General features: G+C 64.2%; 19 protein-coding genes and 1 tRNA gene. 12 read left to right on the forward strand and 8 right to left on the reverse strand.

What is annotated here, in order from left to right:
• The first annotated feature begins 51 nt into the window (after positions 1-51).
• Both ctaA and DAEP_RS0104855 read left to right on the forward strand, forming a co-directional pair.
• Positions 52-1197: a heme A synthase gene (ctaA, locus tag DAEP_RS0104850; RefSeq protein ID WP_027243862.1), complete on the forward strand. Its 1146-nt coding sequence runs from the start codon at positions 52-54 to the stop codon at positions 1195-1197.
• 3 nt (positions 1198-1200) lie between these two features.
• Positions 1201-2670: a carboxypeptidase M32 gene (locus tag DAEP_RS0104855; RefSeq protein WP_027243863.1), complete on the forward strand. Its 1470-nt coding sequence runs from the start codon at positions 1201-1203 to the stop codon at positions 2668-2670.
• Positions 2671-2862: 192 nt separating this feature from the next.
• On the opposite strand, the gene DAEP_RS0104860 is transcribed toward DAEP_RS0104855, so the two are convergent.
• Both DAEP_RS0104860 and gyrA read right to left on the reverse strand, forming a co-directional pair.
• Complete coding sequence (locus DAEP_RS0104860; RefSeq protein WP_008557703.1) at positions 2863-3213, reverse strand: DUF6614 family protein; 351 nt, start codon at positions 3211-3213, stop codon at positions 2863-2865.
• A 129-nt stretch (positions 3214-3342) separates the two neighbouring features.
• Positions 3343-6048, reverse strand: coding sequence for a DNA gyrase subunit A (gyrA, locus tag DAEP_RS0104865; RefSeq protein ID WP_036760446.1), 2706 nt, complete (start codon positions 6046-6048; stop codon positions 3343-3345).
• 223 nt (positions 6049-6271) lie between these two features.
• On the opposite strand from gyrA, the gene DAEP_RS0104870 reads away from it, so the two are divergent.
• Together DAEP_RS0104870 and DAEP_RS0104875 are read left to right on the forward strand one after the other, a co-directional pair.
• Positions 6272-6541, forward strand: a complete 270-nt coding sequence (locus DAEP_RS0104870) for an usg protein (protein WP_008557667.1) — start codon at positions 6272-6274, stop codon at positions 6539-6541.
• 181 nt (positions 6542-6722) lie between these two features.
• Positions 6723-7850 carry a hypothetical protein gene (locus DAEP_RS0104875; protein ID WP_027243865.1) on the forward strand — a complete coding sequence of 376 codons (1128 nt, stop codon included), beginning with the start codon at positions 6723-6725 and terminating at the stop codon, positions 7848-7850.
• 7 nt (positions 7851-7857) lie between these two features.
• On the opposite strand, the gene DAEP_RS0104880 is transcribed toward DAEP_RS0104875, so the two are convergent.
• Complete coding sequence (locus DAEP_RS0104880; protein WP_027243866.1) at positions 7858-8811, reverse strand: radical SAM protein; 954 nt, start codon at positions 8809-8811, stop codon at positions 7858-7860.
• A 140-nt stretch (positions 8812-8951) separates the two neighbouring features.
• Between DAEP_RS0104880 and zwf the strand changes: the two genes are divergently transcribed.
• Genes zwf through pgi form a run of 3 tightly spaced genes read left to right on the forward strand, consistent with a single transcriptional unit; the run spans position 8952 to position 12717 of the window.
• Positions 8952-10427, forward strand: coding sequence for a glucose-6-phosphate dehydrogenase (zwf, locus tag DAEP_RS0104885; protein WP_027243867.1), 1476 nt, complete (start codon positions 8952-8954; stop codon positions 10425-10427).
• Complete coding sequence (pgl, locus tag DAEP_RS0104890) at positions 10424-11095, forward strand: 6-phosphogluconolactonase (RefSeq protein ID WP_027243868.1); 672 nt, start codon at positions 10424-10426, stop codon at positions 11093-11095. Before zwf ends, pgl begins: the two co-directional genes overlap by 4 nt.
• A gap of 17 nt (positions 11096-11112) precedes the next feature.
• The gene (gene pgi, locus DAEP_RS0104895) at positions 11113-12717 is read left to right on the forward strand and encodes a glucose-6-phosphate isomerase (RefSeq protein ID WP_027243869.1); all 1605 of its coding nucleotides are present in this window, start codon (positions 11113-11115) and stop codon (positions 12715-12717) included.
• Positions 12718-12794: 77 nt separating this feature from the next.
• Here the strand turns inward: pgi and DAEP_RS0104900 are convergent, their stop codons facing one another.
• The 4 genes from DAEP_RS0104900 to DAEP_RS0104915 all read right to left on the reverse strand — a co-directional run bounded on the left by DAEP_RS0104900 (position 12795) and on the right by DAEP_RS0104915 (position 16930).
• Positions 12795-13277 carry a hypothetical protein gene (locus DAEP_RS0104900; protein ID WP_027243870.1) on the reverse strand — a complete coding sequence of 161 codons (483 nt, stop codon included), beginning with the start codon at positions 13275-13277 and terminating at the stop codon, positions 12795-12797.
• Positions 13278-13421: 144 nt separating this feature from the next.
• Positions 13422-13495: transfer RNA gene (locus tag DAEP_RS0104905), tRNA-Gly, on the reverse strand.
• Between the two features lie 73 nt (positions 13496-13568).
• Positions 13569-15617 carry an ASKHA domain-containing protein gene (locus tag DAEP_RS0104910; protein WP_027243871.1) on the reverse strand — a complete coding sequence of 683 codons (2049 nt, stop codon included), beginning with the start codon at positions 15615-15617 and terminating at the stop codon, positions 13569-13571.
• A 146-nt stretch (positions 15618-15763) separates the two neighbouring features.
• Entirely contained in the window at positions 15764-16930 is a 1167-nt protein-coding gene (locus DAEP_RS0104915) for a CaiB/BaiF CoA transferase family protein (RefSeq protein WP_027243872.1), read from the reverse strand.
• 184 nt (positions 16931-17114) lie between these two features.
• Between DAEP_RS0104915 and guaB the strand changes: the two genes are divergently transcribed.
• The 3 genes from guaB to DAEP_RS0104930 all read left to right on the forward strand — a co-directional run bounded on the left by guaB (position 17115) and on the right by DAEP_RS0104930 (position 22188).
• Positions 17115-18563: an IMP dehydrogenase gene (gene guaB / locus DAEP_RS0104920; RefSeq protein WP_008556239.1), complete on the forward strand. Its 1449-nt coding sequence runs from the start codon at positions 17115-17117 to the stop codon at positions 18561-18563.
• A gap of 36 nt (positions 18564-18599) precedes the next feature.
• Positions 18600-19772: an RsmB/NOP family class I SAM-dependent RNA methyltransferase gene (locus DAEP_RS0104925; protein ID WP_027243873.1), complete on the forward strand. Its 1173-nt coding sequence runs from the start codon at positions 18600-18602 to the stop codon at positions 19770-19772.
• A 100-nt stretch (positions 19773-19872) separates the two neighbouring features.
• Entirely contained in the window at positions 19873-22188 is a 2316-nt protein-coding gene (locus tag DAEP_RS0104930) for an ATP-binding response regulator (RefSeq protein WP_027243874.1), read from the forward strand.
• 55 nt (positions 22189-22243) lie between these two features.
• Here the strand turns inward: DAEP_RS0104930 and DAEP_RS0104935 are convergent, their stop codons facing one another.
• Positions 22244-22843, reverse strand: coding sequence for a hypothetical protein (locus tag DAEP_RS0104935; RefSeq protein ID WP_027243875.1), 600 nt, complete (start codon positions 22841-22843; stop codon positions 22244-22246).
• 192 nt (positions 22844-23035) lie between these two features.
• Here DAEP_RS0104935 and recA point away from each other — a divergent pair, with 192 nt between their 5' ends.
• Positions 23036-24103, forward strand: coding sequence for a recombinase RecA (gene recA / locus DAEP_RS0104940; protein ID WP_008553780.1), 1068 nt, complete (start codon positions 23036-23038; stop codon positions 24101-24103).
• A 156-nt stretch (positions 24104-24259) separates the two neighbouring features.
• Positions 24260-26911 (forward strand): alanine--tRNA ligase, encoded by a 2652-nt coding sequence (gene alaS / locus DAEP_RS0104945; protein WP_027243876.1) that lies wholly within the window; start codon positions 24260-24262, stop codon positions 26909-26911.
• Positions 26912-26967: the final 56 nt, after the last annotated feature.

Here is a 26967-nt window from a genome sequence, read left to right on the forward strand (position 1 = left end):
GACCAATTCCGAAACCGCCCCTAGCTTGGCACCACACACAAAGAGGCAAGCATGAGCAAGCGCAGCATTTTCGAAGAGGTCGAGGGCGAGAAAAAAGACGCGCCCGCCGTGCAGCCGGGGCTGATCGACCGCGGCCGCGGCGGTGCCCGCAAGGCGATCCGTGCCTGGCTGATGGTTCTGTTTGGCCTGGTGGTTGCGATGATCGTGGTGGGCGGCCTGACGCGGCTCACGGACTCCGGCCTGTCGATCACCGAATGGCGTCCCGTGACCGGGGCGATCCCGCCGATGTCCGAAGCCGAATGGCAGTCCGAGTTCGAGAAATACAAGCAGATTGACCAGTGGCGCATCGAGAACCAGTGGATGCAGTTGTCTGATTTCAAAGAGATCTACTGGTGGGAATGGGGCCACCGCCAACTGGGCCGCGTGATCGGCCTGATCTGGGCGGTTGGCTTCCTCGGCTTCCTGGCGGCGAGAAAGATCCCCGCGGGCTGGACCGGCCGGCTGCTGCTGCCCGGTGTCCTCGGCGGTGTGCAGGGCGCGATCGGCTGGTGGATGGTGGCATCCGGCGTCACCCAGGGCGAGGGGATGACGTCTGTCGCCTCTTACCGGCTGGCGGTGCATCTGGGGCTGGCGTTTGTGATCCTCGGCTTTATCGCCTGGTACGTGCTGATGCTGGGCCGCGAGGAGCGCGAGCTGATGCAGGCGCGCCGCGCCAAGGAGGCCAAGCTGTTCAGCCTGTCCACGGGCCTGATGCACTTTGCTTTCCTGCAGATCCTGCTGGGGGCGCTGGTGGCGGGCATCGACGCGGGCCGCTCCTACACCGATTGGCCGCTGATGGGCGGGCAGGTGATCCCTCCGAACCCTTTCATGATCGAGCCGCTGTGGAAGAACTTCTTTGAAAATCCCGGGCTGGTGCAATTCATCCACCGGGTCGCGGGCTACCTGCTGTTTGCCTTTGGTGTGGTGGCCTGGCTGCGCGGGCGCAGCTCTGCCCATGCGCGGACCCGCTTTGCCTTCAACGCCGTCTTTGCGGCGCTGTCGGTTCAGGTGCTGCTGGGGATCATCACCGTGGTCTATGCCGCGCCGCTGCACGCTGCCATCACCCATCAGCTGGTGGCGGTTGGCGTCTGGGTGCTGATCCTGCGCGCCCGCTTCCTGTCGGCCTATCCCATTGCAACCTCGATCAAGGATCACTGACGCATGAGCGCATTTGACGAACTGATGGCCTTCCAGCGCGAAACCCAGGCGCTGGGGCAGATTGCGGGCCGTCTGGGCTGGGATCAGGAAACCGTGATGCCGCGCGGGGCCGCGCCGCAGCGGGGCGAGGAAATGGCCGCGATCGAGGCGGTGCTGCACGCCCGCCGCAGCGACCCGCGGGTGGCGGAGTGGCTGGAACGGGCCGAAGCGCCCGATGAGGCCGGTGTCGCCCAGCTGCGCGAGATCCGCCGCAGCTATGAGCGCACGGTCAAGGTGCCCGCCGATCTGGCCAAGAAGATCGCCCAGGTCACATCGGAGGCGCAGGGCAAATGGGCTGCCGCGCGGGCGGATGAGGATGTCGCAGCCTTCCTGCCGGTGCTGGAGGAAGTCGTGTCCCTGAAGCGCGAGGAAGGCCAGGCGCTGGCTGCGGGCGGGGATGTCTATGACGCCATGGTCGAGGATTACGAGCACGGCATGACCGGGGCAGGGATCGCGGAGATCTTTGACGCCATGCGCCCCGGGCTGGTGGAGCTGCGTGCCAAGGTGCTGGAGAAACCCGCGCCGAAGGGGCTGGAGGGCACCTTTGACGACGTGGCGCAGATGAAGCTGACACGCAAGCTCGCCAAGCAGTTCGGCTATGACATGTGCCATGGCCGGGTCGACAAGGCGGTGCATCCGTTCTGTTCCGGTGCGGGGCTGGATGTGCGGATCACCACGCGGACCAGCGAGACAGATCCGTTCAACTGCTTCTATTCCACCATCCACGAGGTCGGCCACGCCGCCTATGAACAGAACATCAGCCGCGATTACCTGCTGACCCCGCTGGGCAGCGGCGTGTCGATGGGGGTGCATGAAAGCCAGAGCCGGATCTATGAAAACCAGATCGGCCGCAGCCGCGCCTTTACCGGCTGGCTGTATGAGGAGATGAAAGCCGCCTTTGGCGATTTCGGCATTGCGGATGCGGATGCCTTCTATGCTGCCGTGAACGCGGTGCATAAGGGCTATATCCGGACGGAAGCGGATGAGCTGCAATATAACCTCCATATCATGCTGAGGTTCGGCCTGGAACGCGCGCTGATGAGCGGCGATCTGGCGGTGAAGGATCTGGAAGCGGCCTGGAACGACCGGTTTGAAGCAGACTTCGGCTATGCCGTGGACAAACCGTCCAACGGCTGTTTGCAGGACGTGCATTGGCCGGTCGGGCTGTTCGGCTATTTCCCGACTTACAGCCTGGGCAATGTCTATGCGGGCTGCCTGTACCAGGCGCTGCGCCGGGACGTGCCGGGGCTGGATGCCCAGCTGGCCCAAGGCGACACGTCAGGCGCCACCGGCTGGCTGAAGCAGAACCTGCAGCAGCACGGCGGGCTGCGCAGCCCGCGCGATACCATCGTGCATGCGGCCGGCATGGAGCCCAGCCACGCGCCGCTGCTGGCCTATCTGGAAGAGAAGTTCAGCCTGCTTTACGGACTGTGATTGCGGCCAGGCCGCCAGGTGACGCCTTTCCGGGGCGGCAGACATAAGCTGCCCCGGAATTGCCGCATTTCAGGCGTACCCTCTAAATCTCCTGGGGACGGGACCGCGAGGGCAGAGTCATGCACACAGCCATAGCCTATTTGATCTTTGCCAGCTTCGTGCTGGCGCCAGCCCTGATCTGAGCCGCCAGCCTCAGATCAGCGCCATACGCTCCGCCCGCTCGGGATCCGGGAAGGGACGGTAAAGGCCGATCTCCGCAGTGGCGATCAGCGCCGAGACATGCGAGTACAGCCTTTCCACTTCCTCGTCATGCTCGCCCAGGACGCGGAAGGCCTGATCCAGCTGCGTCATATCCCTGAATTCGATCTCCAAGAGGAAGTCGCGGCAGGTGTCGCTGGCCATGTTCAGCTTGCGCCGCAGCAGACGCCAGCCGAGCACCACACCGCGTTCCTGCAGATAGTTCATCCATTGCTCAACCGCGCTGGCAAAGCTCAGCGCCTTGGCCTCGTGGTGCAGGTCAATGGAGCAGTGATACAAGTTCATGGGGCATCCCCTTGCTGAGAAAACGAAGCTTGACCGCAAGAATGCCTGAAACCCGTTAGGGGGCCGTTAACAAAGCGAACGCCGCCCCGGCAACGGGACGGCGTTCTGATTTCCGGAACCGGGCGGGGCTTATTCCTCGCCGCTGTCCTCCTCGCCGTTTTCGGCGATCCAGGCGACAGAGACCACTTCCTCGCCTTTGCCGGTGTTGAACACCCGCACGCCGCCGGCCGAACGCGAGCGGAAGGAGATGCCATCGACCGGCACCCGGATCGACTGGCCCTTGGAGGTGGCCAGCATGATCTGGTCGTCCAGCTCAACCGGGAAGGAGGCGACGATCTCGCCGCCGCGCATCGCCTTGTCCATTGCGGTCACGCCCATGCCGCCGCGCCCGCGCACCGGGTAGTCGTGCGAGGACGACAGCTTGCCCGAGCCGCCTGCGGTGATGGTCAGGATCAGGTTCTCGGCTGCCGACATCTCTGCATAGAGCTCGGTGGAGAAGTTCGGATCCTCGGGTGCGTCCTCGTCCGAAGCCTCGGCATCGTCGGTCAGACCCGCCATCGCCCGGCGCATCTTGAGGTAGGCGGTGCGCTGCTCCGGCGTGTATTTGGAGTGGCGGATCACCGACATGGAGACCACGCTGTCCTCGCCGGTCAGCCTGATGCCGCGGACACCGGTGGATTCGCGCGAGTTGAACACGCGCACGTCGGTGGAGCGGAAGCGGATGGCGCGGCCGGAGTTGGTGAACAGCATCACGTCGTCGTCTTCCGAACAGATGCGCACGTTCACCAGTTTGACGGAGCCGTCCTCCGGCAGCTTCATCGCGATCTTGCCGTTGCGGCGGACGTTGGTGAAGTCCGACAGGCGGTTGCGGCGCACGTCGCCGCCGCTGGTGGCAAAGACCACCTGCAGGTTTTCCCATTCCTCGTCCGGCACATCGACCGGCATGATGGCGGCGATGGAGACGCCGGTCGGGATCGGCAGGATGTTGACGATGGCTTTGCCCTTGCCGGTGCGGCCGGACTGCGGAAGGCGCCAGGTCTTGAGCTTGTAGACCATGCCGTCGGTGGTGAAGAACAGGAGCTGGGTGTGGGTGTTGGCCACAAACAGCGTGGTCACCACGTCCTCTTCCTTGGTCTGCATGCCGCTCAGGCCCTTGCCGCCGCGCTTCTGGGCGCGGAAGTCGGCCAGCGGGGTGCGCTTGATCCAGCCGCCGGAGGTCACGGTCACCACCATGTCCTCGCGCTCGATCAGGTCCTCGTCCTCCATGTCGCCGGACCAGTCGACGATCTCGGTGCGGCGCGGCACGGCGAAGTTGTCGCGCACTTCGCGCAGCTCGTCGCTGATAATGCCCATGATCCGCTCGCGCGAGGACAGGATTTCCAGGTAGTCCTTGATCTTGCCGGCCAGTTCTTCCAGCTCGTCAGTGACTTCTTTCACGCCGATCTGGGTCAGGCGCTGCAGGCGCAGTTCCAGAATCGCGCGGGCCTGGGCTTCGGACAGGTTATAGGTGCCGTCGTCATTTGCCGTGTGGGTCGGATCGTCGATCAGCGCGATGTATTCCAGGATCGGCTGCGCCGGCCAGCGGCGGGTCATCAGCTTCTCACGCGCTTCAGCCGCATCGGTGGACTGGCGGATGGTGGTGACGATCTCGTCGATATTGGTCACCGCCACGGCCAGCCCGCAGAGGATATGACTCCGCTCGCGGGCCTTGCGCAGCAGATGCGCGGTGCGCCGGGCGACCACATCTTCGCGGAAGTCGATGAAGGACGTCAGGAACCGGCGCAGCGTCAGCTGTTCCGGCCGGCCGCCGTTCAGCGCCAGCATGTTGCAGCCGAAATAGGTCTGCATCGGGGTGAAGCGGTAGAGCTGGTTCAGCACCACCTCAGGGGTTGCGTCGCGTTTCAGCTCGACCACCACCCGCACGCCGTTGCGGTCGGATTCGTCCTGCACGTGGGCGACGCCCTCGATCTTCTTCTCGCGGACCTGCTCGGCGATCTTCTCGATCATCGCGGCCTTGTTCACCTGATAGGGGATCTCGTCCACGACAATGGCATAGCGGTCCTTGCGGATCTCCTCCACGCGGGTCTTGGCGCGGATGATGACGCTGCCGCGGCCTTCCAGATAGGCCTTGCGGGCGCCGGAACGGCCCAGCATCAGCGCGCCGGTCGGGAAGTCGGGGCCGGGGATGTATTCGATCAGCTGCTCGCTGGTCAGGTCCGGATCCTCGATCAGCGCCAGCGTGGCATCGACCACTTCGCCCAGGTTGTGCGGCGGGATATTGGTGGCCATGCCGACGGCAATGCCGCCGGCGCCGTTGACCAGCATGTTCGGGAAGCGGGCCGGGAGCACGGTCGGCTCGCGGTCCTTGCCGTCGTAGTTGTCCTGGAAATCGACGGTCTCTTTTTCGATATCGGCCAAGAGCGCCGCGGCGGGCTTGTCCATGCGCACCTCGGTGTACCGCATGGCCGCCGGGTTGTCGCCGTCCATGGAGCCGAAGTTGCCCTGGCCGTCCAGCAGCGGCAGCGACATCGAGAAGTCCTGCGCCATCCGCACAAGCGCGTCATAGATCGCGCTGTCGCCGTGCGGGTGGTATTTACCCATCACGTCGCCAACCGGGCGGGCCGACTTGCGGTAGGCCTTGTCATGGGTGTTGCCGGATTCGTGCATTGCATAAAGAATGCGGCGGTGCACCGGTTTCAGGCCGTCCCGCAGGTCCGGGATGGCGCGGCTGACGATGACCGACATCGCATAGTCGAGATACGAGTTGCGCATCTCGGCTTCGATGGAAACGGTCGGCCCATCATATGCCGGGCGTCCCGGCAGTTTTTCTTCCATATTTTCAGGAGTTTCCGGCGTATCGCTCACGTTGGCTGCCCGCTCTTTCTTCTGGGTCTATATCTTGTGTTTGCACCCTATCAGATACCGTATATGCGGCGCAAGCAGGCAGCCGGGAACAGCGGCAACAGGCCGTTCACACATCAGTAACGCACTGTTTTTGGGGAAATTAACCAATACCAGCCTAGCATCATCAGGAGGGGGTAGCGATTGGAGGCTGAAAATGGAGACCAGCGAAACCGAACTGATGCTGAAAGGATACGGGCTGACCACGGCGGAATTCACCTACCGGATGCCCGATTTCACGCATGTCCTGAATACATTTGTCTGGCAGGAATATGATCTGGCGCCGGATCATCCGCGGCTGTTCGAATTCATCGAATTCTGGCAGCGCGAGATCGAGGGCCCGCTGCATTCGGTGCGGTTCAATCACCGCAAGCTGATCGGCCCCGGCGAATGGCGCAACGTCGTTGGGGAGTTCAAGATCCACTAGCCCATCCTGTCCGGACGGCAACATGCAAGCCCGGGAACCGCGGGGCGGTTCCTTGGCTATTGCGGGAGCCTGTGCGCGGCTTTACTCCTATGCGTGTTAAAACGTCTGGTGCGGCAACACAGCGCCGGACAGCGCCAAACGGTGGCGGGCAGTCAATAAACAGGCAATACGGCAGGAATTAATGCGCACATATATTTTGGGAAACCAGTTCGAGAACGCACTGGAGGCCACAGCCACCATCCGCGAGAGCCTGTATGGCCGCGACGGTGACGATACCTTTTCAATCTATCATCACGGCGAAGGCGCCGGTGCGTATCCCGATCTGTCGGACCGGTTTTTCGGCGGTGCCGGCAATGACACGATCGGTTCGCTCAATTTCGATCTGACGGCGGGCAGCACGCTGCGCGACTACAGCCAGCTCAGCTTTCATGGCGGGGCGGGGTACGACACCGTTTCCTCGCAGATCGACGTGCGGCTTTCCGACGGTTTTACCCTGGATCTATCGCAGATCGAAACAAGCGTACGGTCGGTCGAACACTGGGATTACGGGATTGATTTGTATACCGGCACAAGCGAAGGGGATTTTATCATTCGCTCCGGCCGGCAGGATGACACGCTTGATATCCGTCAGTGGGATGCGGCGGAGGACACGCGCGTCACGGTCAAGACCCTGGCCGGGAACGACCATGTCGAATATTCCACCGTCATGAATATCAGCGATCTGCGTGTGAACACCGGTGCAGGCAACGACTATTTTGAGTTCAACGGGTTCTGGAATGTTACCGCAGGCGTCCGCGTCTCTACCGGAAGGGGCGATGATACGGTGGTCATCAACGGAACCACCATTGCCTATCCCGACGGCTTGACCGCGAATATCCGCACCGGTGCCGGCGCCGACACGATCGTTCTGGAAGGGATGCACTCAGAGCGCCTGAATTCGGGTGCGGGCAATGACGATATCTACATCCTGACCGGCAGCTTCAGGAATGCCGCCGACACAATCACGACCGGGGCGGGCAAGGATGAGCTGTTCATCGAGCTGGACGCCTACTCGACGGTTGCGGTGCTGGATGACTTCTCGGCGGAGAACGACGTCTTTGTGTTTGACGCTGACGAGGCCAGCGGAATCATCACCCGCAACACTGACGTCACCTTCGACAGGACGGAGTGGGAAAATGCGAGCGAAGACCGCCTGTATATGAGCAACGCCGAGAACAAGCTGTATTACGGCGATAACGTGCTGGTGGAGTTCACCACCGACGTGACGCTGAGCGCTGCCAATTTCACCACCGGCGACTGGGAGTACTGAAGCCCCTTCAAGCGGAGCAGCTGGCCCCCCCAAGGACGCAGAATTTGGCGCAATGGGGGTGGTTCAGCTGCACCGGGCTTTCGGCCTCGGCCAGGGTGGTGCCCAGTTCGAATTCAGGCGCGTAGGGCAGCAGGGTGCAGGCCAGAACGGCGGGCGTTTCTGCGCCCTTGCGTTTGACCACCATCCGCGAGGACGCGCACATCACACTGTCCGGCGACTTGTTGAGGATGCCCCAGCAGGCGCCTGTGATCTCGGGGACTTCCACGCGCTCGTCCATCTCCGGAAACAGCACGGTCCGGGCGGGGTTTCGGGCATCGATGGCAAACCCGTGCTTTTCAAACAACGCGGCATAGCCGGCACGGGCCTCAGCCTCGCTCTCGCCCCAGACGGTGCGGCCGGCCACTGCCATCCGGAAGCCGTTTTCTCGCAGCCACTCCATGCCTTCGATTGTCTTGGCAAAGCTGCCTGCGCCGCGCTCTTTATCATGCAGTTCGGCGCTGTGGTGGTCGACGGATATCCGCAGGGTCAGCTTGTCCCCGAAGGTCTCCCGCAGGTCCAGCAGTCCGGCTCTCACTGTCTTGCGCATCATCGGGCGCATGGCGTTGGTCAGGATCAGCACCTCGAAACCCCGCTCCAGCGCGGTGCGGGCCATCGCGGTCATCTCCGGGTTCATGAAGGGTTCGCCGCCGGTGAACCCGATTTCCCGGACCGGCCAGCCGCGCTGCGCGATCTGATCCAGATAGCTCCGCACCTCGGCCTCTGTCAGGTAGACCAGCGCATCGTTGGCCGGGGAGCTGAGGATATAGCAGTTGCTGCATTCGATATTGCACAGCGTGCCGGTGTTGAACCACAGGGTTTCCGGGCGGCTGAGCGGCACAGAGGCGCGGTCCTGACCATCTGCCGTCACGTAAGCGTCTTGAAACTTGCCTAGGTTCGCGACGGGTTTTTGCAGGTCTTTCATGCAGATGTCCTCTGGGGCAGTTCCTTTCGCCGGAAGCTACCTTATACTGGGCAGGAAATGAAAGCAGCCGGACAGGCACATGACAGGGATGTGAGCGGCGGTGTGCCGCGCTTGCCCCGGCTTAGACAGGAAGAACAATAATGGTTTCGCGTGTCATACCGGTCGATCCGTTTGACCTGGTGATTTTTGGCGGCACCGGCGATCTGGCGCAGCGCAAGATTCTGCCCGCGCTGTTCCGCCGCCATTGCGCCGGTCAACTGCCGGGCGGCGAGCGGATTATCGGCGCCGCGCGGACCGCCATGAGCAGCGCCGACTACCGCACCGTCGTGGCAGAAGCGATCCGGGCGCACGCCGGACCCAAAGCCTGCGGCGGCGGTGCGCTGGAGGCGTTTCTGGAGCGGATCAGCTATGTCGCGCTGGATGCCTTGGGCGAGGCGGGCTGGCAGCAGATGTGCAGCGCGCTTGAGGGCCCGGAGGAACAGCGGATCCGGGTGTTCTACTTCTCCGTGGGGCCGGGCCTGTTCGGGCCGCTGGCGGAACGTCTGCACCGCTATGGCCTCGCCACGCCGCAGACGCGGATCGTGGTAGAGAAACCCTTTGGCCATGATTTGGCCTCCGCGCGGGAGCTGAACCGGACGCTGGCCGGCCATTTCGACGAAGGCCAGATCTACCGGATCGACCATTACCTGGGCAAGGAGACGGTGCAGAACCTGATGGCGGTCCGGTTCGGCAACATGCTGTTTGAGCCGTTGTGGAACAGCCAGTACGTGGATCACATCCAGATCACCGTGGCCGAAACCGTCGGCGTCGAGGGGCGCGAGGAGTATTATGAGCGCGCCGGCGCCATGCGCGACATGATGCAGAACCATCTGATGCAGCTGCTGTGCCTGATCGCGATGGAGCCGCCCGCGAAATTCGACCCCGATGCGGTGCGCGATGAGAAGCTGAAGGTGATCCGCGCCCTGGACCCGGTGGAGCCGCATCACATCGTGCGCGGCCAGTATCAGGCGTCGCTGGACCCGGAGGCGCCGCATCCGTCCTACCGCGGGCTGGTCGGCAACCCGCGCAGCACCACCGAAAGCTATGTGGCGCTGAAGGCGCATATCAGCAATTGGCGGTGGGCCGGCACGCCGTTCTATCTGCGCACCGGCAAGCGGCTGGTGAACCGGTCCTCGGTCATCAACGTGATGTTCAAAGACGCGCCGCATTCGATTTTCGGGGCCGAGGCGGGCCGTCACGCCAACCACCTGAAGATCCGCTTGCAGCCGAACGAGGGCATCACCCTCAGCGTGACCATCAAGGAGCCGGGGCAAGGCGGGATGCGGCTGATCGACGTGCCGCTGGACATGAGCTTCGCCGAGGCGCTGGGGACGGAAGGCGGCGATCCGCCGGATGCCTATGAACGGCTGATCATGGATGTTGTGCGCGGCAACCAGACGTTGTTTATGAGGGGGGACGAGGTGGAAGCCGCCTGGGCCTGGACCGATCCGGTAATTGAAGGCTGGAAATCCCGCGGTGATGTGCCTAAACCCTACGTTAGCGGTACCGCCGGTCCGGAGGATGCCGATTTGCTGATGCGCCGCGACGGGCGTGAATGGAGGGGGATAAACCCATGAAATTCAACGAATACCCTGACCAGGACATGCTGGCGATCGAAGTCGCGAATGAAATCGCCGGAGATTTGAAGACCCATCTGCTGAATCACGACACGGTGTCTTTCGCGGTTGCCGGCGGCACCACGCCCGGGCTCATCTTTGACGATCTTTGCGCTGCGGATATCGAGTGGGACCGGGTGCATGTGATGGCAACGGACGAACGCTGGGTGCCGCAGGAGCATGCGCGCTCCAACGCGGCGATGATCCGGGCGCGGCTGCTGCAGAACCGGGCCGCTGCGGCGCAGTTCCTGCCGTTCCACGTGCCCGAACGGGAGCCGGAGGAGGTGCTGGCGGAGCTTGAAAGCCGGGTGGTGCCGGAACTGCCGCTGTCGGTGCTGCTGCTGGGGATGGGCGAGGATATGCACACCGCCTCGCTGTTTCCCGGGGCAGAGGGGCTGCTGGAGGCGCTGGCGCCGGATGCGCCTGCGCTAACGGTCATGCGCCCAAGCAGCCAGCCCGAAGCGCGGGTCAGCCTGACGGCGCGGGTGCTGGATGGCGCCATTGCCAAGCATCTGGTGATTTTCGGCGACGCCAAACGGCGGGCGCTTGAACAGGCGATGACGCTGCCGCCGGAAACGGCGCCGGTCCAGGCCGTTTTGTCCGAGGCGTCCGTCCATTGGGCACCTTGATTTCAGGAAAGCTAACTATGTTCGATGCCTTGAAGACGCTGCATGCCGAAAAATGCGGCGAAAATATTCCTGAGCTGTTCGAGAAGAACCCGCAGCGCGCCAGCGCGTTCAGCGTGCAGTTCGAGACGCTGCTGTTCGACTATTCCAAGACCCGGATCACTGAAAAGGTGCGCGCGGGCCTGATTGAACTCTGCGAGGCGCGGGATGTTGCCGGGCGGCGTGCGGCGATGTTCGGCGGCGGCCTGATCAACGAGACTGAACAGCGCGCGGTGCTGCATACCGCTTTGCGCGATCCGGACGGGCCGGAGCTGCTGGTCGATGGAGAGGACGTGCGGGCGCCTGTGCGGCAAACGCTGGAGCGGATGGAGGATCTGGCGCGCCGGGTGCGCTCCGGCGCCTTGGCCGGGCCGGGCGGCGCCTTTACCGATGTGGTCAACATCGGCATTGGCGGTTCCGACCTGGGGCCGGTGATGGCAACGCTGGCGCTGGCGCCGTACCACGATGGCCCGCGCTGCCATTTCGTGTCCAACGTCGATGGCGCCCACATTCATGACATTCTGCAACGGCTTGATCCCAAAACAACTTTGGTGATCGTTGCCTCCAAGACGTTTACCACTGTCGAAACCATGACCAACGCCGCCACGGCGCGGCGCTGGGTGGAGGCAGGCGGCGGCGCGGCGGCGCGGCAGTTTCTGGCGCTGTCGACGTCGGAGGCGGAAACCGCGGCCTTCGGCATCCCGCCCGAGCATGTGTTCGGCTTTGAAGACTGGGTTGGCGGCCGCTATTCGGTCTGGGGACCGATCGGGCTGAGCCTGATGCTGGCGGTCGGGCCTGAGCATTTCCGCGACTTTTTGGCAGGCGGAAAGTCGATGGACGACCATTTCCGCACGGCCCCGTGGGAGCAGAACATGCCGGCGATGCTGGCGCTGACCGGGATCTGGCACCATCAGGTCTGCGGCTGGCCGACGCGCGCGGTGCTGCCCTATGACCAGCGGCTGCGGCGGCTGCCGGCCTATCTGCAGCAGCTGGAAATGGAATCGAACGGCAAGTCGGTTGCCATGGACGGCACGCCCTTGCCCTACAATTCCGGCCCGGTTGTCTGGGGCGAGCCCGGCACCAACGGCCAGCACGCGTTCTACCAGCTGCTGCACCAGGGCACCACGGTTGCGCCTGCCGAGTTTCTGGTCGCAGCAAAGGGGCATGAGCCGGAGCTGGACCGGCATCACCAGCTGCTGGTGGTGAATTGCCTGGCGCAATCCGAGGCGCTGATGCGCGGCCGCAGCCTGGAAGAGGCTTGCGCGCTGATGAAGGCCGCCGGCTACGAGGGAACGGAGCTGGAGAGGCAGGCGCGGCACCGGGTGTTCCCGGGCAATCGGCCCTCCACCACGCTGATCTACCCGCAGCTGACGCCCTATGTGCTGGGCCAGATCATCGCGCTTTATGAGCACCGGGTGTTCGTCGAGGGTGTGATTCTGGGCATCAACTCCTTTGACCAATGGGGCGTGGAGCTGGGCAAGGAGCTGGCCAATTCCCTGCTGCCCCTGCTGCGCGGCGAGGGGTCTGCGGACGGGAAGGACGGATCCACGCGCGCGCTCCTCAGGTTCGTTCAAGACGCGCAGTAGGGCGCTGGCGGACCGCCGCCCGGAAACCGGGCCGCGATCCGCTGGAGTGTCCTCAGGCAGAGCCGGACCGCACCGCCTCAGGGCATGGTCACGCTGCTGGTGATGGTGTTCACGAATTTTCCGGTCTCAGGGTCGGTCAGCGACGAAAACGTTCCGCCGCCCTTCGCATCGGCCCATGGGCCGGTGCCGCCGCCCAGGGTCCAGGTTCCGGTCAGCGCGCCGGAGCCGTCCATGCCCTCGGCGTCCCAGTGCAGCACGACCTTTTCGCCGGCGCTGTCGGTAAAGGCGCAGATGCCGCTGCCGGTTACCCCGGCAGGTGCGGCCTCAACTGCGCCGAAGCAGGGTCCGGCGGCACCGTTCATCGGGTGTTCCGCGTCCTCCATCTCCACGTTCTCGTAGGAACTGCTGATCTGCATCACCATGTGGCCATCGGCGATCTCCGTGGCCGAACTGGTTGCGGTGCCGGTTCCGGATCCGCCCTGTTCCCAGGTCGTGCCTGCACCTGCGGCCCCGGCGCTGAAGGCGCAAAGGAATGCGGCGGCGAAATAGTGGCGTGTCATACTGGTACCCTCCCAAACTGGCAGCCCATAACATTCGGGCCTGCGAAGCAAGTCTATCACAATAAGGGAAGCCGCGCGCAGCTTGAGCGCTCAGGCGGCCGCGTCAAGGAAACGCGCGGCAGTTGCCTGAGAAATAGGGAGAGTTGGAGCGGGTAGCGGGAATCGAACCCGCGCCTTAAGCTTGGGAAGCTCGCATGATACCATTTCACCATACCCGCTTGTGAAGGCAGGATTATGCCGCCGCGGCGCCAAGGTCAAGGGCGCCGCAGCGAAATTCTTGCCGGTTCCAGCTTAGCCGCGGCGGCGGCGGCGGCGGCCGCCGCCAGCACCGTCGCCATCACCGCCGCCGGTGTTGAAATTCACCTGCGGCAGCGTCACCACGGTGCCCAGAATCGGGAAGGGTTCGGCTGAGTTCGGGATCGCCGAGGCGTTCACGAAATGCTCCTGGAAGCGGGGCTCGACGGCGGTTTCGATCTTCTCGATGTTGCGGACGGTTTCCTCGATCTCGGCGCGCGCTTCGGTGTTCAGCAGCGCGATGCGGGCGCCGGTGCCTGCGGCGTTGCCGGCCGAGGTCACCTTGTCCAGCTGGCAATCGGGGATCATGCCCAGCACCATCGCGTGTTTGGCAGAGATATGCGCGCCGAAAGCGCCGGCCAGAACCACCCGGTCCACCTTGTCGACGCCGAACTTGTCCATCAGGAGGCGCGCGCCGGAATAAAGCGCGGCCTTGGCCATCTGAATGGCGCGGATGTCCGGGTTGGTGACGGTGATGGTCGGGCCGCCGTCGGCGGAGCCGTCCCACAGCATATAGGCATTGGTGCGCCCGTCCTTGATGCAGCGGGCAGAGCCGGTCTGGCTGGCAGAGCCGATGAGGCCGGAGGCATCCACCAAGCCTGCCATACGCATTTCGGCAATCGCCTCGATGATGCCGGAGCCGCAGATGCCGGTGATGCCGGTGGTGGCGATGGATTCCGAAAAACCGTCCTCGTCCGACCAGACGTCGGAGCCGATCACCCGGAAGCGGGGTTCCTTGGTCTCCGGGTTGATCTCCACCCGCTCGATGGCGCCGGGCGCGGCGCGCTGGCCGCTGGAAATCTGCGCGCCCTCGAACGCGGGGCCGGTGGGGGAGGAGCAGGCCAGAACCTTTTCCTTGTTGCCCAGCAGGATTTCGGCGTTGGTGCCCACATCGACCACCAGCACCAGATCCTCGGATTTGTCGGGGGCTTCCGACAGCGCCACCGCAGCGGCATCGGCGCCCACGTGGCCGGCAATGCAAGGCAGCAGGTAGACGCGGGCGGCAGGGTGGATGTTCAGCTCCAGCTCGCTTGCGCGCAGCGCCAGCGCGTTGGAGGTCGCCAGGGCAAACGGTGCCTGGCCCAGTTCGAACGGGTCAATGCCAAGGAACAGGTGGTGCATCACCGGGTTGCAGACAAACACCGCATCCACGATCAGCGCCTTGTCGATTCCCGCCTCCGTGGCGATCTGGGTGAACAGGGCACTCATGCCCTCGCGCACCGCACGGGTCATCTCCTTGTCGCCGCCCTTGTTCATCATCGAATAGGACACCCGGCTCATCAGGTCTTCGCCAAAGCGGATCTGCGGGTTCATGATGCCGGAGGAGGCCACGACCTCGCCGGTTTGCAGGTCGCAGAGATGTGCGGCGATGGTGGTGGAGCCGAGGTCGACGGCCAGCCCGTAGATCGAGCCCTCGTAGAAGCCCGGCCAGATGTGCATGATCTTGGGCGGGTGGTTTGCGTCGCCCAGATGCACCGCGACGGTCACTTTCCAGCCGCCTTTGCGCAGGGCGGGCTGCAAAACGCTCAGGATATGCAGGTCAGTTTTCACGCCTTTCAAGTTCCACTGGCTGTTCAGCGCCTCGATCAGCCGCTCCATATCGCCGGTGGGCTTGTGCATGTCGGGCTCTTCCACCTCGACGTAATAGAGCCGGGTGGAGGGGTTCATGGTGATCTCGCGGGCCTCGGCGCGCTTGCGCACGACCTGGCGGTGGACCTGGCTTTCCGGCGGCACGTCGATCACCACGTCGCCCTGCACGGTGGCCTGGCAGCCCAGGCGGCGGCCGTCGATCAGGCCGCGCTTGTCCTTGTAGCGCTGCTCGACCTGGTTCCATTCGCTGAGCGCGCCCTCCTGCACGGTGACGCCGTGTTTGGGGAACTCGCCATAGGAGGGAGTGATCTGGCACTTGGAACAGATGCCGCGGCCGCCGCAGACCGAGTCGAGGTCGACCCCCAGCTGCCGGGCGGCGGTGAGGATCGGCGTGCCCGCGGGGAAACGCCCGCGCTTGCCGGAGGGGGTAAACACAACGAGGGGTTCGTCAGTCATGCCTGTGGCCTTCTCATTCCGCAATTTAGGCGGAGCATATGGGCTTTTGCGGCAAGCGAAAGGCAGGGGGCGGCATTTTCCCGCCTGCCGGCGGCATTTTTGCGAATTGATGACTTTGGAATGCGGATTTCCGGCGCCCGTGCCGACTAGGCGGTCTGCTGCCGTTCAACCTCTTCCAGCCACGCCAGAATCTGCGCCCGGCTGCCGTCCAGCCGCGGCGCAGGGGGCCGGGTTGCGGGATCGGGCAGGCCGCTCATCTTAATCGGATTGCCGGCTGACAAATATTCGGGGCGGCCATCATCGTCCAGCACATCCACGACCATATTGCGGGCCAGGATCTGCGGATCCTTAAGCACCTGGTCGACGGTCTGGATCGGCCCGGTGGGAATGCCGGCCTCAGTCAGCAGGGCGATCCAATGCGCCTTTGTGTCCTCCAGGGTCACTGCCTCGATCAGCCGTTTCAGCAGCCGGGCGTTGTCGCAGCGGGCGGGGTTGGTGGCAAAGCGCGCGTCCCCGGCCAGCGGGAGCTGCAGCACATCGCACAGCCGCGCAAACAGCGCGTCATTGCCGGCCGCAATCACAAACAGCCCGTCAGAGGCGTGAAATGTCTCGAACGGGGTGATCGAGGGATGCCGCGCACCAGAAGGCTGCGGCGCCTCACCGGTCACCGAGGTGATGGCGATAGCGTGTTCCAGCAGCGCCAGCTGGCTGTCGAGCATGGCCACGTCGACGAATTTGCCCTCGCCGGTTTTCTGCACGTCCAGAAGCGCCGCCAGGATGCCGTGACCCAGAAACATGCCGGCCACGATGTCCCCGATCGAGGCACCGACCCGCACCGGCTCGCGGTTCTTTTCGCCAGTGATCGACATCACCCCGCCGCGGGCCTGGACCACCATGTCATAGGCCGGTTTCAGGGCATCCGGCCCGCTGTGGCCAAAGCCGGATACCGCGCCGTAGATCAGCCGGGGGTACTGCGCGTGCAGCGCCTCCCAGCCATAGCCCAGCCGCTGCATCACCCCGGGGCGGAAGTTTTCCAGCAGCACATCGGCCTGTGCCAGCAGCCGCTCGAATATGGCGCGGTCGTCCGGGGCCTTCAGATCCAGCGCGATGCTTTCCTTGCCGTGGTTGATGGTGGCGAAATAGGCGCTTTCGCCGTCCTTGAACGGCGGGAAGGTGCGGGTATCGTCACCGCCGCCGGGACGCTCCACCTTGATGACCCGCGCGCCCAGATCCGACAGGATCATGGAGCAGTAGGGGCCGGCCAGCACATGGGTGAGGTCCAGGATGGTGATGTTGTCCAACGGTCGGGGCATGGGGGATCCTGTTCGCGGTTCGATGCAGCACAGTCCTAACGTTCCTGTGAAACAGAACCTTGATGCAAGTCAGGAAAAGCCGGGTTTTCTGCACTGCAGGAATTCTTGCCCTCTGCCTCTTTTCCCCCGGGCGGTTCTGTGCCATAGGGTCACCGCCAAACGGGGTTATGCATGGGGATGACAAATGCAGATTCGTGAGGCTCTCACCTTTGATGATGTTCTTTTGGTGCCAGGCGCGTCCAGCGTGCTGCCCAGCACTGCCGACACCCGCACCCGGGTGACGCGGTCGGTGTCGCTGAACATCCCGCTGCTCAGCTCTGCGATGGACACGGTGACCGAGTCCCGCATGGCGATTGCGATGGCGCAGGCCGGCGGCATGGGTGTGATCCACAAGAACCTCAACACCGAAGAGCAGGCCCGCGAAGTGCGCCGGGTGAAGCGCTTTGTCTCCGGCATCGTCTATAACCCCATCACCCTGACCGCAGACCAGACGCTGGCCGACGCCAAGGCCCTGCAGGAGCGCTACCGGGTGACCGGCTTCCCGGTGGTGGACGAGGCCGGCCGCGTTGTCGGCATCGTCACCAACCGCGACATGCGCTTTGCCTCTGATGACAGCACGCCGGTTTCGGTGATGATGACCTCGGACAATCTGGCGATGCTGCAGGAGCCCGCCGATCTGGAAGAGGCCAAGTCGCTGATGAAGGCGCGCCGGATCGAAAAGCTGCTGGTCTCTGACAAGAACCGCAAGCTGACCGGCCTCCTTACCCTCAAGGACACCGAACAAGCGGTTCTGCACCCCACTGCCTGCAAGGATGAACTGGGCCGCCTGCGTGTGGCGGCCGCCAGCTCCGTCGGCGACAGCGGCTTTGAGCGCTCCGAGGCCCTGATCGACGCGGGGGTGGACATTGTCGTGGTGGACACCGCGCACGGCCATTCCGCGGGCGTGATCGACGCGGTGACGCGGATCAAGGCGCAATACAGCAATGTGCAGGTGATTGCCGGCAACGTAGCCACCGCGGAAGCGACCCGCGCGCTTATTGACGCGGGCGCGGATGCGGTCAAGGTCGGCATCGGCCCGGGCTCGATCTGCACCACCCGCATGGTGGCGGGCGTCGGCGTGCCGCAGCTGACCGCGATCATGGATTGCGCAGGCGCGGCCGGCGATGTTCCGGTGATTGCCGATGGCGGCATCAAGTTCTCCGGCGATTTTGCCAAGGCGATTGCGGCAGGTGCTTCCTGCGCCATGGTCGGCTCGATGATTGCGGGCACCGATGAGTCCCCTGGCGAGGTGATCCTGTACCAGGGCCGCTCGTTCAAATCCTACCGCGGCATGGGCTCGATGGGCGCAATGGCGCGCGGCTCGGCTGACCGCTATTTCCAGAAGGATGCCGCTAGCGACAAGCTGGTGCCGGAAGGGATCGAAGGCCAGGTGCCGTACAAGGGCGGCGCCGGTCCGGTGGTGCATCAGCTCGTCGGCGGCCTGCGCGCGGCGATGGGCTATACCGGCTGTGCCACCGTGGATGAGATGCGCAGGAACTGCAACTTTGTCCGCATCACCGGTGCCGGTCTGAAGGAAAGCCACGTGCATGACGTTCAGATCACCCGCGAAGCGCCGAACTACCGGGTGGGCTAAGCTGATGATGGCCGCATGTGACACCGGGGCAGGGGCATGACCCCCGCCGCCCGCCTGCAGGCGGCCATTGAAATCCTCGACCAGGTGCTGGCGGGGGAGCCTGCGGAAAAGGCGCTGACCTCCTGGGGGCGGCGCAGCCGCTTCGCCGGCTCCAAGGACCGCGCCGCGGTGCGCGACCATGTGTTCACCGCGCTGCGCTGCTTGCGCTCTCATGCCGCGCTTGGCGGCGCGCGCAGCGGGCGCGGCCTGATCCTTGGCGCCCTGCGCGAGGCGGGGCAGGATCCGGATGACGTGTTTACCGGCCAGGGCCACGCCCCCGCGCCGCTGAGCGAGGCGGAACGCCTGCTGCCGCCGCCGCCGGAAGGGGCTGAGGCGCTGGATATTCCCGATTGGCTGTGGCCCGCGTTCAGCACGAGCCTTGGCGCCGGGGCCGAATCCGCCGCGCAAGCCTTGCGCAGCCGTGCCCCGGTGCATCTGCGGGTGAACACGTCCCGCGGAACCCTGCAGCAGGCGCAGGAGGCCTTGGCCGCGGACGGTATTGCCACCCGGCCGCACCCCGCTGCTGCCACCGCGCTGGAAGTCACCGAAGGCGCCCGCAAGCTGCGCAATGCCAAGGCCTATTCGGACGGTCTGGTGGAGTTGCAGGATGCCGCCAGCCAGGCGGTGGTCGAGCGGCTGCCGCTGACGGACGGCATGTCCGTCCTCGATTACTGCGCCGGCGGCGGCGGCAAGAGCCTTGCCATGGCGGCCCGCGCCCGGATCCGGCTGCACGCCCATGACGCCGATCCCAAGCGGATGAAGGACCTGCCGGAGCGCGCTGCGCGGGCAGGCGCCGGTGTGACGCTTCTCACCTCCGCGGATGTTGCTCGCACTGGTCCCTTTGACCTCGTGCTGTGCGATGTGCCCTGTTCCGGGTCCGGATCCTGGCGGCGGGCGCCCGAGGGTAAATGGCGGCTGACGCCGGAGAGCTTGCGCGCCTTGCAGGAAACCCAGTCGGAAATATTGCGCACGGCGGCCGGTCTGACGGCGGCGGGCGGCACGCTGGCCTATGCGACATGCTCCATGCTACAGGCTGAAAATACCCAGCAGGTTCAAACCTTTATCGGGCAAAATCCTGAGTGGTCCCTGGCGGCGGAACAAAGCTGGCAGGTGCAGGACGGCACCGATGGCTTCTATGTAGCCGTGTTGACGCGCGCAAAGGCTGGTTGATAGGGTCGCGGCCGGGAAACCCTTTGTTTTTCTTAACGTGGTTTTAACCAAAGCCGCCGCGTTATGGCGTCACCAAGCACTGACCATGGATGGAGCCGTAATGTCCGGTCGCCAAGACACTTCCGTTCCGGAACTGCGCGTTTACGCGCCTGAGCATGCCCGGCTGGCCGCCACGCTGCTGCTGGCCGTGATGCTGATGTCCGGCCCCTGGCTGTTTGCGCTGCCCGACTGGATGAGCCGCGGGTTTATCATGGTGGGGCTGACGCTGGCGGCGGTGGCGGGGCTGATGGCGGTGCAGACCCGGATGCGGCTGAATGCGCGGGCGATGGCGGCGGAACTGCTGACCGGTTTTATCGAAAAAGATGCAACCCCCAGCTTTGTCACCGATGACGACGGGGTGATCCATGCCTGCAACGGCGCAGCGGTGAAGCGGTTTCAGGATGGCAGCCGTGACACGCTGCCGGGCACGCTGCGGTCGATCCTGGCGAACCCGTCTGCGGTGCTGTACCGGCTGCAAAGCCGCGCCCGCGTCGATGGTGCCGCGCGCGAGGATATCGTGACCCGGCGCGGCCATGTCCGGCTGGCGGTGCATCAGATGACGGGCGGTAGCTTCCTGTGGCGGGTTGAGGATATTCTGGAGCGCGGCGGCAATGGGCGCGGTGCGGAGGCGATACCGGTGCCGATGATCACCGTTGGCCGCACCGGCGCTGTCCTGTTCATGAACGAGGCAGCCCGCAGCCTGATCGGCGAGCGGGTGAAGTCGACTGACCGCCTGTTTCCGGCGCTGCCGGTTCTGCCGGGGCGGATCAACACGCTCAGCACCAAGAATGGCCCGGTGCAGGTTCTGGTCAAAGAAAACAACCGGAATCAGGGCCGCAGCGAGCTGTTCATGATGGAAGTGGACGAAAGCGGGCTGGACGCGGCGCAGGCCGGGCTGGAGGCTTTGCCGGTTCCGTTCCTCAAGGTCGCGCCCACCGGCGAGATCCTGACCACCAACCGGATGGCGCTGCGCCTGCTGGGGGTGGAGAGCTGCGCCAATCTGAAACTCGGCCAGCTGATGGAAGGCCTCGGCCGCCCGATGTCCGACTGGCTGCGCGACACCGCTGACGGGCTGGCGCCGAACAAATCCGAATTCCTGCGCCTGTCCCGCTCGGACAAGGAGGTCTTTGTCCAGGTCACCCTGACCCGCGTCGTCGAAGAGGGCACCCCGGTTCTGATTGCGGTGCTGAACGACGCGACCGAGCTGAAGACGCTGGAAGCGCAGTTTGTGCAAAGCCAGAAGATGCAGGCGATCGGCCAGCTGGCGGGCGGTGTGGCGCATGACTTCAACAACCTGCTGACGGCGATTTCCGGCCATTGCGACCTGCTGCTGCTGCGCCATGATCAGGGCGACCAGGACTATGGCGATCTGATCCAGATCCATGAAAATGCCAACCGTGCGGCCTCGCTGGTCAGCCAGCTGCTGGCGTTCTCGCGCAAGCAGACGCTGCAGCCGGAGATCCTGGATGTGCGCGACACGCTGTCGGATCTGACCCATCTGCTGAACCGGCTCGTCGGCGAGAAGGTCACCCTGACCCTCAGCCACGATCCGGTGATGAAATCCATCCGCGCCGACAAGCGGCAGCTGGAACAGGTGCTGATGAACCTGGTGGTGAACGCGCGCGATGCGATGCCTCAGGGCGGGGAGATCCGGGTCGAGACAGAGGTTCTGGCGCTGGACAAGCCGCTGGAGCGGGACCGCGCCACCGTGCCCGCCGGCGATTGGGTCACCGTGAAGGTCTCCGACGAAGGGGTCGGGATCGCGCCCGACAAGCTGCAGAAGGTGTTCGAACCCTTCTACACCACCAAGCGCACGGGCGAGGGCACCGGCCTGGGCCTGTCCACGGCCTATGGCATCATCAAGCAGACCGGCGGCTATATCTTTGTCGACTCGGTGCAGGGGCACGGCACCCAATTCACCCTGTTCTTCCCGGTCTTCAAGCAGCAGGCGGATGCGCTGCCCGTTGAAAAGCCTGCGGTGGCGGAAGACAAGACCGCGGCCAACCAGCACGGCGAGGGCGTGGTGCTGCTGGTCGAGGACGAGGCGCCGGTGCGGGCCTTTGCCTCGCGTGCGCTGCGGATGCGCGGCTATACCGTGCTGGAGGCGGAATCGGCCGAGGATGCGCTGCGCACGCTGGAAGATCCCGGCCTGACGGTGGATGTCTTTGTCACCGACGTGGTGATGCCTGGCATGGATGGTCCCAGCTGGGTGCGCGAAGCGCTGAAGGAACGGCCCGATACCCGTGTTGTCTTTGTCTCCGGCTATGCCGAAGGCGCCTTTGGCGAGGCGCAGCCGGAGGTGCCGAACTCTGTGTTCCTGCCCAAGCCCTTCTCGCTGAACCAGCTGACCGAGACGGTGCACGCCCAGCTGCATTGAGCCCCGGGCGGCAGCTTTAAAGATCAAAGCCGCCGGACCCGGCGGCTTGTGGCTTTCAGCGGAGCGGGATGGACTGGTACAGCTCGAACTCCGGCGCCCGTTTGCGCCGCAGGCGGGCCTCAGCCTTCGGGCTGAGCGGCAGATCCGCTGCCGGGCTGACGTTCTTGCGCTCCAGGTGCAGTTCCGTGTCCAACCGCTGTTCGAGAAATGTTTTCAGCGCGTTCCGGTCCTCATACCGGAACAGATGGCTGACCTTGCAGCCGTTCGGCTGCGCTTCCAGAAACTTCGCCTGGCTGCCAACATTGGCATAGGCGGGCGGGTTGCCCTTGCAGCAGGCGTTCAGAAAGTCTTCGAAACTCACGTCCTTGGTGGAATTGGGCTGACCGTCCAGCGCAGGCCGCTGGCGGTAGCGGTACCAGCTGCCCAGCCAGCTGACCGGCTCCCGCATCACCGCGGCAACCTCCAGCTCGGCCCCGCAGACCTTTTCATACATCGGCCGGATCCAGCGGTTATAGCGGTAAAGCGGCGCGTGCTTCAGCTCAGGCGGGTCGGAGATCACCAGATCGGCGCGGTCGCGCAACGCCGCCTGAAAGGCGGTGGTGCCGGTCTTGGGAACGGACAGAAGCGCCAGCCGTTCCTTGAAAAATATCATCATTCCGTTAACTGCCCGGTAAATTTTATTGCTCTGCCTTAACCATAAATCTTTCTTTAACACCCCGCCCCTGAAGTGGGTACATCAGTTTTCGGTTGCAATGTTCTCTTTTTGATCTCATAAGGAACAAGAGGTGAACAAAGCAGTGATTGCCGCACGCCCCGGTGTGTGACAGATAGAAAGGGACAAGGGACTATGGCGGATCTTTTGACCATGAAAAATAAAATTAGCGGTGACAAGCAAAAGGCGCTCGACAGCGCGCTTGCCCAGATTGAGCGGCAGTTCGGCAAGGGCTCCATCATGAAGCTGGGCGATGGCACGGCCCTGCAGGAGATCGAGGCGAGCTCGACCGGCTCCCTGGGGCTGGACATCGCGCTGGGGATCGGCGGTCTGCCGATGGGCCGGATCGTCGAAATCTACGGCCCGGAAAGCTCGGGTAAGACCACGCTGACGCTGCACTGCATTGCGGAACAGCAGAAAAAGGGCGGCGTTTGCGCCTTTGTCGACGCGGAACACGCGCTGGACCCGCAGTATGCGGCCAAGCTGGGCGTCGACCTGGATGAGCTGCTGATCTCGCAGCCCGACACCGGCGAACAGGCGCTGGAAATCACCGATACGCTGGTGCGCTCCGGCGCGGTCAACATGGTGATCGTCGACTCCGTGGCGGCACTGACCCCGAAGTCGGAGCTTGAGGGCGACATGGGCGACAGCAGCGTCGGCGTGCAGGCCCGCCTGATGAGCCAGGCGATGCGCAAGCTGACCGGCTCCATCAGCCGCTCCAAATGCATGGTGATCTTCATCAACCAGATCCGCATGAAGATCGGCGTGATGTTCGGCAGCCCGGAAACCACCACCGGCGGCAACGCGCTGAAATTCTACTCCTCCGTCCGTCTCGATATCCGCCGCATCGGCTCGATCAAGGACCGGGACGAAGTGGTCGGCAACTCCACCCGCGTCAAGGTGGTGAAGAACAAGGTTGCGCCGCCGTTCAAGCAGGTGGAATTCGACATCATGTATGGCGAAGGCATCTCCAAGATGGGCGAATTGCTGGACCTGGGCGTGGCGGCCGGTGTCGTCAACAAGTCCGGCGCATGGTTCTCCTACGGGGATGAGCGTATTGGGCAGGGGCGCGAGAACGCGAAGGTGTTCCTGCGCGAAAACCCCTCCATCGCCTATGACATCGAGGACAAGATCCGCGCCTCGCACGGGCTGGATTTCCAGCGCCCGGATCTGGACAGTGCCGATGATATCCTTGAGGCCTAAGCGCCGGATAATCTGATCAAATCTCAGCAACACGGGGGCGCGGCGCAGGCTGCGCCCTTTTTCATCGGCACCGCCGCTTCCCGCTGTAGACAGTGCCCCGGCAGGCGGGTAAACCTGCCCGGAACGCTTGTTTTAAGCCCGCAAGAGATCCCGCACATGCCGACGCTCAACGATATCCGCTCTACCTTCCTGAACTACTTTGCCAAAAACGGGCACGAGGTGGTCGACTCCAGCCCGCTGGTGCCGCGCAACGATCCCACGTTGATGTTCACCAACTCCGGCATGGTGCAGTTCAAAAACTGCTTCACCGGGGTGGAAACCCGCGAGTACAAGCGCGCGACGTCGTCGCAGAAATGCGTCCGGGCCGGCGGCAAGCACAACGATCTCGACAACGTGGGCTATACCGCGCGCCACCACACATTCTTTGAGATGCTCGGCAACTTCTCCTTCGGCGACTACTTCAAGGAGGAGGCGATCCCCTTTGCCTGGGAGCTGATCACCAAGGAGTTCGATATTCCGAAGGACCGGCTCTACACCACCGTCTATCACACCGATGACGAAGCCTTTGAGATCTGGAAGAAAATGGGCGTGCCGGAGGACCGGATCATCCGCATCGCGACCTCCGACAATTTCTGGCAGATGGGCGACACCGGCCCCTGCGGCCCCTGCACCGAGATCTTCTATGACCACGGCGACCACATCTGGGGCGGCCCTCCGGGTTCTCCGGAGGAAGACGGCGACCGTTTCATCGAGATCTGGAACCTCGTCTTCATGCAGAACGAGCGGTTCGCGGACGGCACGATGGTCGATCTGGACATGCAGTCCATCGACACCGGCATGGGGCTGGAGCGGATTGCGGCGCTGCTGCAGGGCACCCATGACAACTATGAAACCGATCTGTTCAGATCGCTGATCGAGGCGTCCGCGAACGCGACGAACACCGATCCGTTCGGGGATCAGAACGTGCATCACCGGGTGATCGCCGATCACCTGAGGTCCTGCTCCTTCCTGATCGCCGAGGGCGTGCTGCCCTCGAACGAAGGCCGCGGCTATGTTCTGCGCCGGATCATGCGCCGCGCGATGCGCCATGCCTCGCTGCTGGGCGCCAACGATCCGGTGATGCACAAGCTGGTTCCGTCGCTGGTGCAGAAGATGGGTGCCGCCTATCCGGAGCTTGGCCAGGGGCAGGCGCTGATCGAAGAGACCTTCGAGCAGGAGGAAACCCGCTTCCTCAAGACCCTGGACCGCGGCCTGAAGCTGCTGGATGAGGCCTCTGCCGGTCTGGGCAAAGGTGACGTCTTGCCGGGTGAAACTGCGTTCAAACTGTATGACACCTATGGCTTCCCGCTCGACCTGACCCAGGACGCGCTGCGCGCCAAGGAGATCGAGGTCGACACCGGCGGCTTTGACGCCGCGATGAAGGCCCAGAAGGAGCAATCGCGCGCTGGCGGCATCGGGCTGGGCGAAGCGGCGGATGTGAAGGTTTACTTCGATATTGTCGATGCAGCCGGCACCACTGATTTCCTGGGCTATGAGACTGAAAAGGCCGAGGGCCAGATTGTCGCCATCGTCAAGGACGGGGCGCAGCTGCAATCCGCCGCCAAGGGCGACACGGTTCAGATCATCCTGAACCAGACGCCGTTTTACGGCGAAAGCGGCGGCCAGGTGGGTGACAGCGGCGTGCTGACCGTTGCCGGCGGCGCGGCGCGCATCACAGACACCAAAAAGGTGGAGGGCCTGTTCCTGCACCTCGCCGAAGTGACCGAGGGCGAGATCGCCGTCGGGCAGGGCGCCGCGATGGAAGTGGACCACGACCGCCGCAGCAAGATCCGGGCCAACCACTCGGCCACCCATCTGCTGCACGAGGCGCTGCGCAACGCGCTGGGGGAGCATGTGGCGCAGAAGGGCTCGCTGAATGCGGCGGACCGGCTGCGGTTTGACTTCAGCCACAACAAGGCGATGAGCGCGGAGGAACTGGCCAAGGTCGGCGCCGAGGTGAATGATTTCATCCGCCAGAACACGCCGGTCTCCACCCGGATCATGACCCCGGATGATGCGCGCGAACTGGGCGCTCAGGCGCTGTTCGGCGAGAAATACGGTGACGAGGTCCGCGTTGTCTCCATGGGCCGCGCAGCCACAGGCAAGGGCCATGACGGTGACACCTATTCGATCGAGCTGTGCGGCGGCACCCATGTGAAGCAGACCGGCGACATCGGCACCTTTGTCATTCTGGGCGACAGCGCTTCGTCGGCTGGCGTGCGCCGGATCGAGGCGCTGACCGGCGCGGCGGCGGTGGAGCATCTGGAGCGCGAAGCGGGCCGGATGGCCGAGGTCGCAGCGGCCCTGAAGGCGCAGCCTGCGGAGGTTCTGGACCGTCTCAAGGCGATGATGGACGAGCGCAAGGCGCTGCAGAACGAGATTTCCAACCTCAAGCAGCAGATCGCCATGGGCGGCGGCTCCGGCGGTGGCGCCGAGGCCAAGGACGTGAATGGCAAGAAGTTCCTGGCCCAGGCGCTCAAGGGCGTGTCCGGCAAGGACCTGCGCGGCCTGATCGACAAGCACAAGCAAAACATCGGCTCCGGTGTGATCCTGCTGATCGCCGAAGAAGACGGCAAGGTGGCCGTGGCCGCCGGCGTGACCGACGATCTGACCGGCGAAGTCTCTGCCGTGGACGTGCTCAAGGCCGCGGTTCCGGCCGTTGGCGGCAAGGGCGGCGGCGGCCGTCCGGATATGGCCCAGGGCGGCGGCAAGGACTTCTCCGGCGCCGAGGAGGCGATCAAGGCTGCGGAGGCCGTGCTGGCGGGCTGACCATCTGGTCAAAAAAACACTTGGTCTTTCCGGCGTACGGCCTAAGCTGCCGGAAA

The organism is Leisingera daeponensis DSM 23529 (genome assembly GCF_000473145.1).
GTDB classification, from domain to species: domain Bacteria; phylum Pseudomonadota; class Alphaproteobacteria; order Rhodobacterales; family Rhodobacteraceae; genus Leisingera; species Leisingera daeponensis.

Excerpts from the sequence above, each read along its gene's own strand:
- alaS (WP_027243876.1), top strand. The coding sequence starts at position 24,260 with ATGCCGACGCTCAACGATATCCGCTCTACCTTCCTGAACTACTTTGCC.
- DAEP_RS0104910 (WP_027243871.1), bottom strand. The coding sequence starts at position 15,617 with ATGACTGACGAACCCCTCGTTGTGTTTACCCCCTCCGGCAAGCGCGGG.
- DAEP_RS0104870 (WP_008557667.1), top strand. The coding sequence starts at position 6,272 with ATGGAGACCAGCGAAACCGAACTGATGCTGAAAGGATACGGGCTGACC.
- guaB (WP_008556239.1), top strand. The coding sequence starts at position 17,115 with ATGCAGATTCGTGAGGCTCTCACCTTTGATGATGTTCTTTTGGTGCCA.
- DAEP_RS0104930 (WP_027243874.1), top strand. The coding sequence starts at position 19,873 with ATGTCCGGTCGCCAAGACACTTCCGTTCCGGAACTGCGCGTTTACGCG.
- ctaA (WP_027243862.1), top strand. The coding sequence starts at position 52 with ATGAGCAAGCGCAGCATTTTCGAAGAGGTCGAGGGCGAGAAAAAAGAC.
- DAEP_RS0104880 (WP_027243866.1), bottom strand. The coding sequence starts at position 8,811 with ATGAAAGACCTGCAAAAACCCGTCGCGAACCTAGGCAAGTTTCAAGAC.
- DAEP_RS0104925 (WP_027243873.1), top strand. The coding sequence starts at position 18,600 with ATGACCCCCGCCGCCCGCCTGCAGGCGGCCATTGAAATCCTCGACCAG.
- pgl (WP_027243868.1), top strand. The coding sequence starts at position 10,424 with ATGAAATTCAACGAATACCCTGACCAGGACATGCTGGCGATCGAAGTC.
- zwf (WP_027243867.1), top strand. The coding sequence starts at position 8,952 with ATGGTTTCGCGTGTCATACCGGTCGATCCGTTTGACCTGGTGATTTTT.
- DAEP_RS0104915 (WP_027243872.1), bottom strand. The coding sequence starts at position 16,930 with ATGCCCCGACCGTTGGACAACATCACCATCCTGGACCTCACCCATGTG.
- DAEP_RS0104855 (WP_027243863.1), top strand. The coding sequence starts at position 1,201 with ATGAGCGCATTTGACGAACTGATGGCCTTCCAGCGCGAAACCCAGGCG.
- pgi (WP_027243869.1), top strand. The coding sequence starts at position 11,113 with ATGTTCGATGCCTTGAAGACGCTGCATGCCGAAAAATGCGGCGAAAAT.
- gyrA (WP_036760446.1), bottom strand. The coding sequence starts at position 6,048 with ATGGAAGAAAAACTGCCGGGACGCCCGGCATATGATGGGCCGACCGTT.
- DAEP_RS0104900 (WP_027243870.1), bottom strand. The coding sequence starts at position 13,277 with ATGACACGCCACTATTTCGCCGCCGCATTCCTTTGCGCCTTCAGCGCC.
- DAEP_RS0104875 (WP_027243865.1), top strand. The coding sequence starts at position 6,723 with ATGCGCACATATATTTTGGGAAACCAGTTCGAGAACGCACTGGAGGCC.
- DAEP_RS0104860 (WP_008557703.1), bottom strand. The coding sequence starts at position 3,213 with ATGAACTTGTATCACTGCTCCATTGACCTGCACCACGAGGCCAAGGCG.
- DAEP_RS0104935 (WP_027243875.1), bottom strand. The coding sequence starts at position 22,843 with ATGATGATATTTTTCAAGGAACGGCTGGCGCTTCTGTCCGTTCCCAAG.
- recA (WP_008553780.1), top strand. The coding sequence starts at position 23,036 with ATGGCGGATCTTTTGACCATGAAAAATAAAATTAGCGGTGACAAGCAA.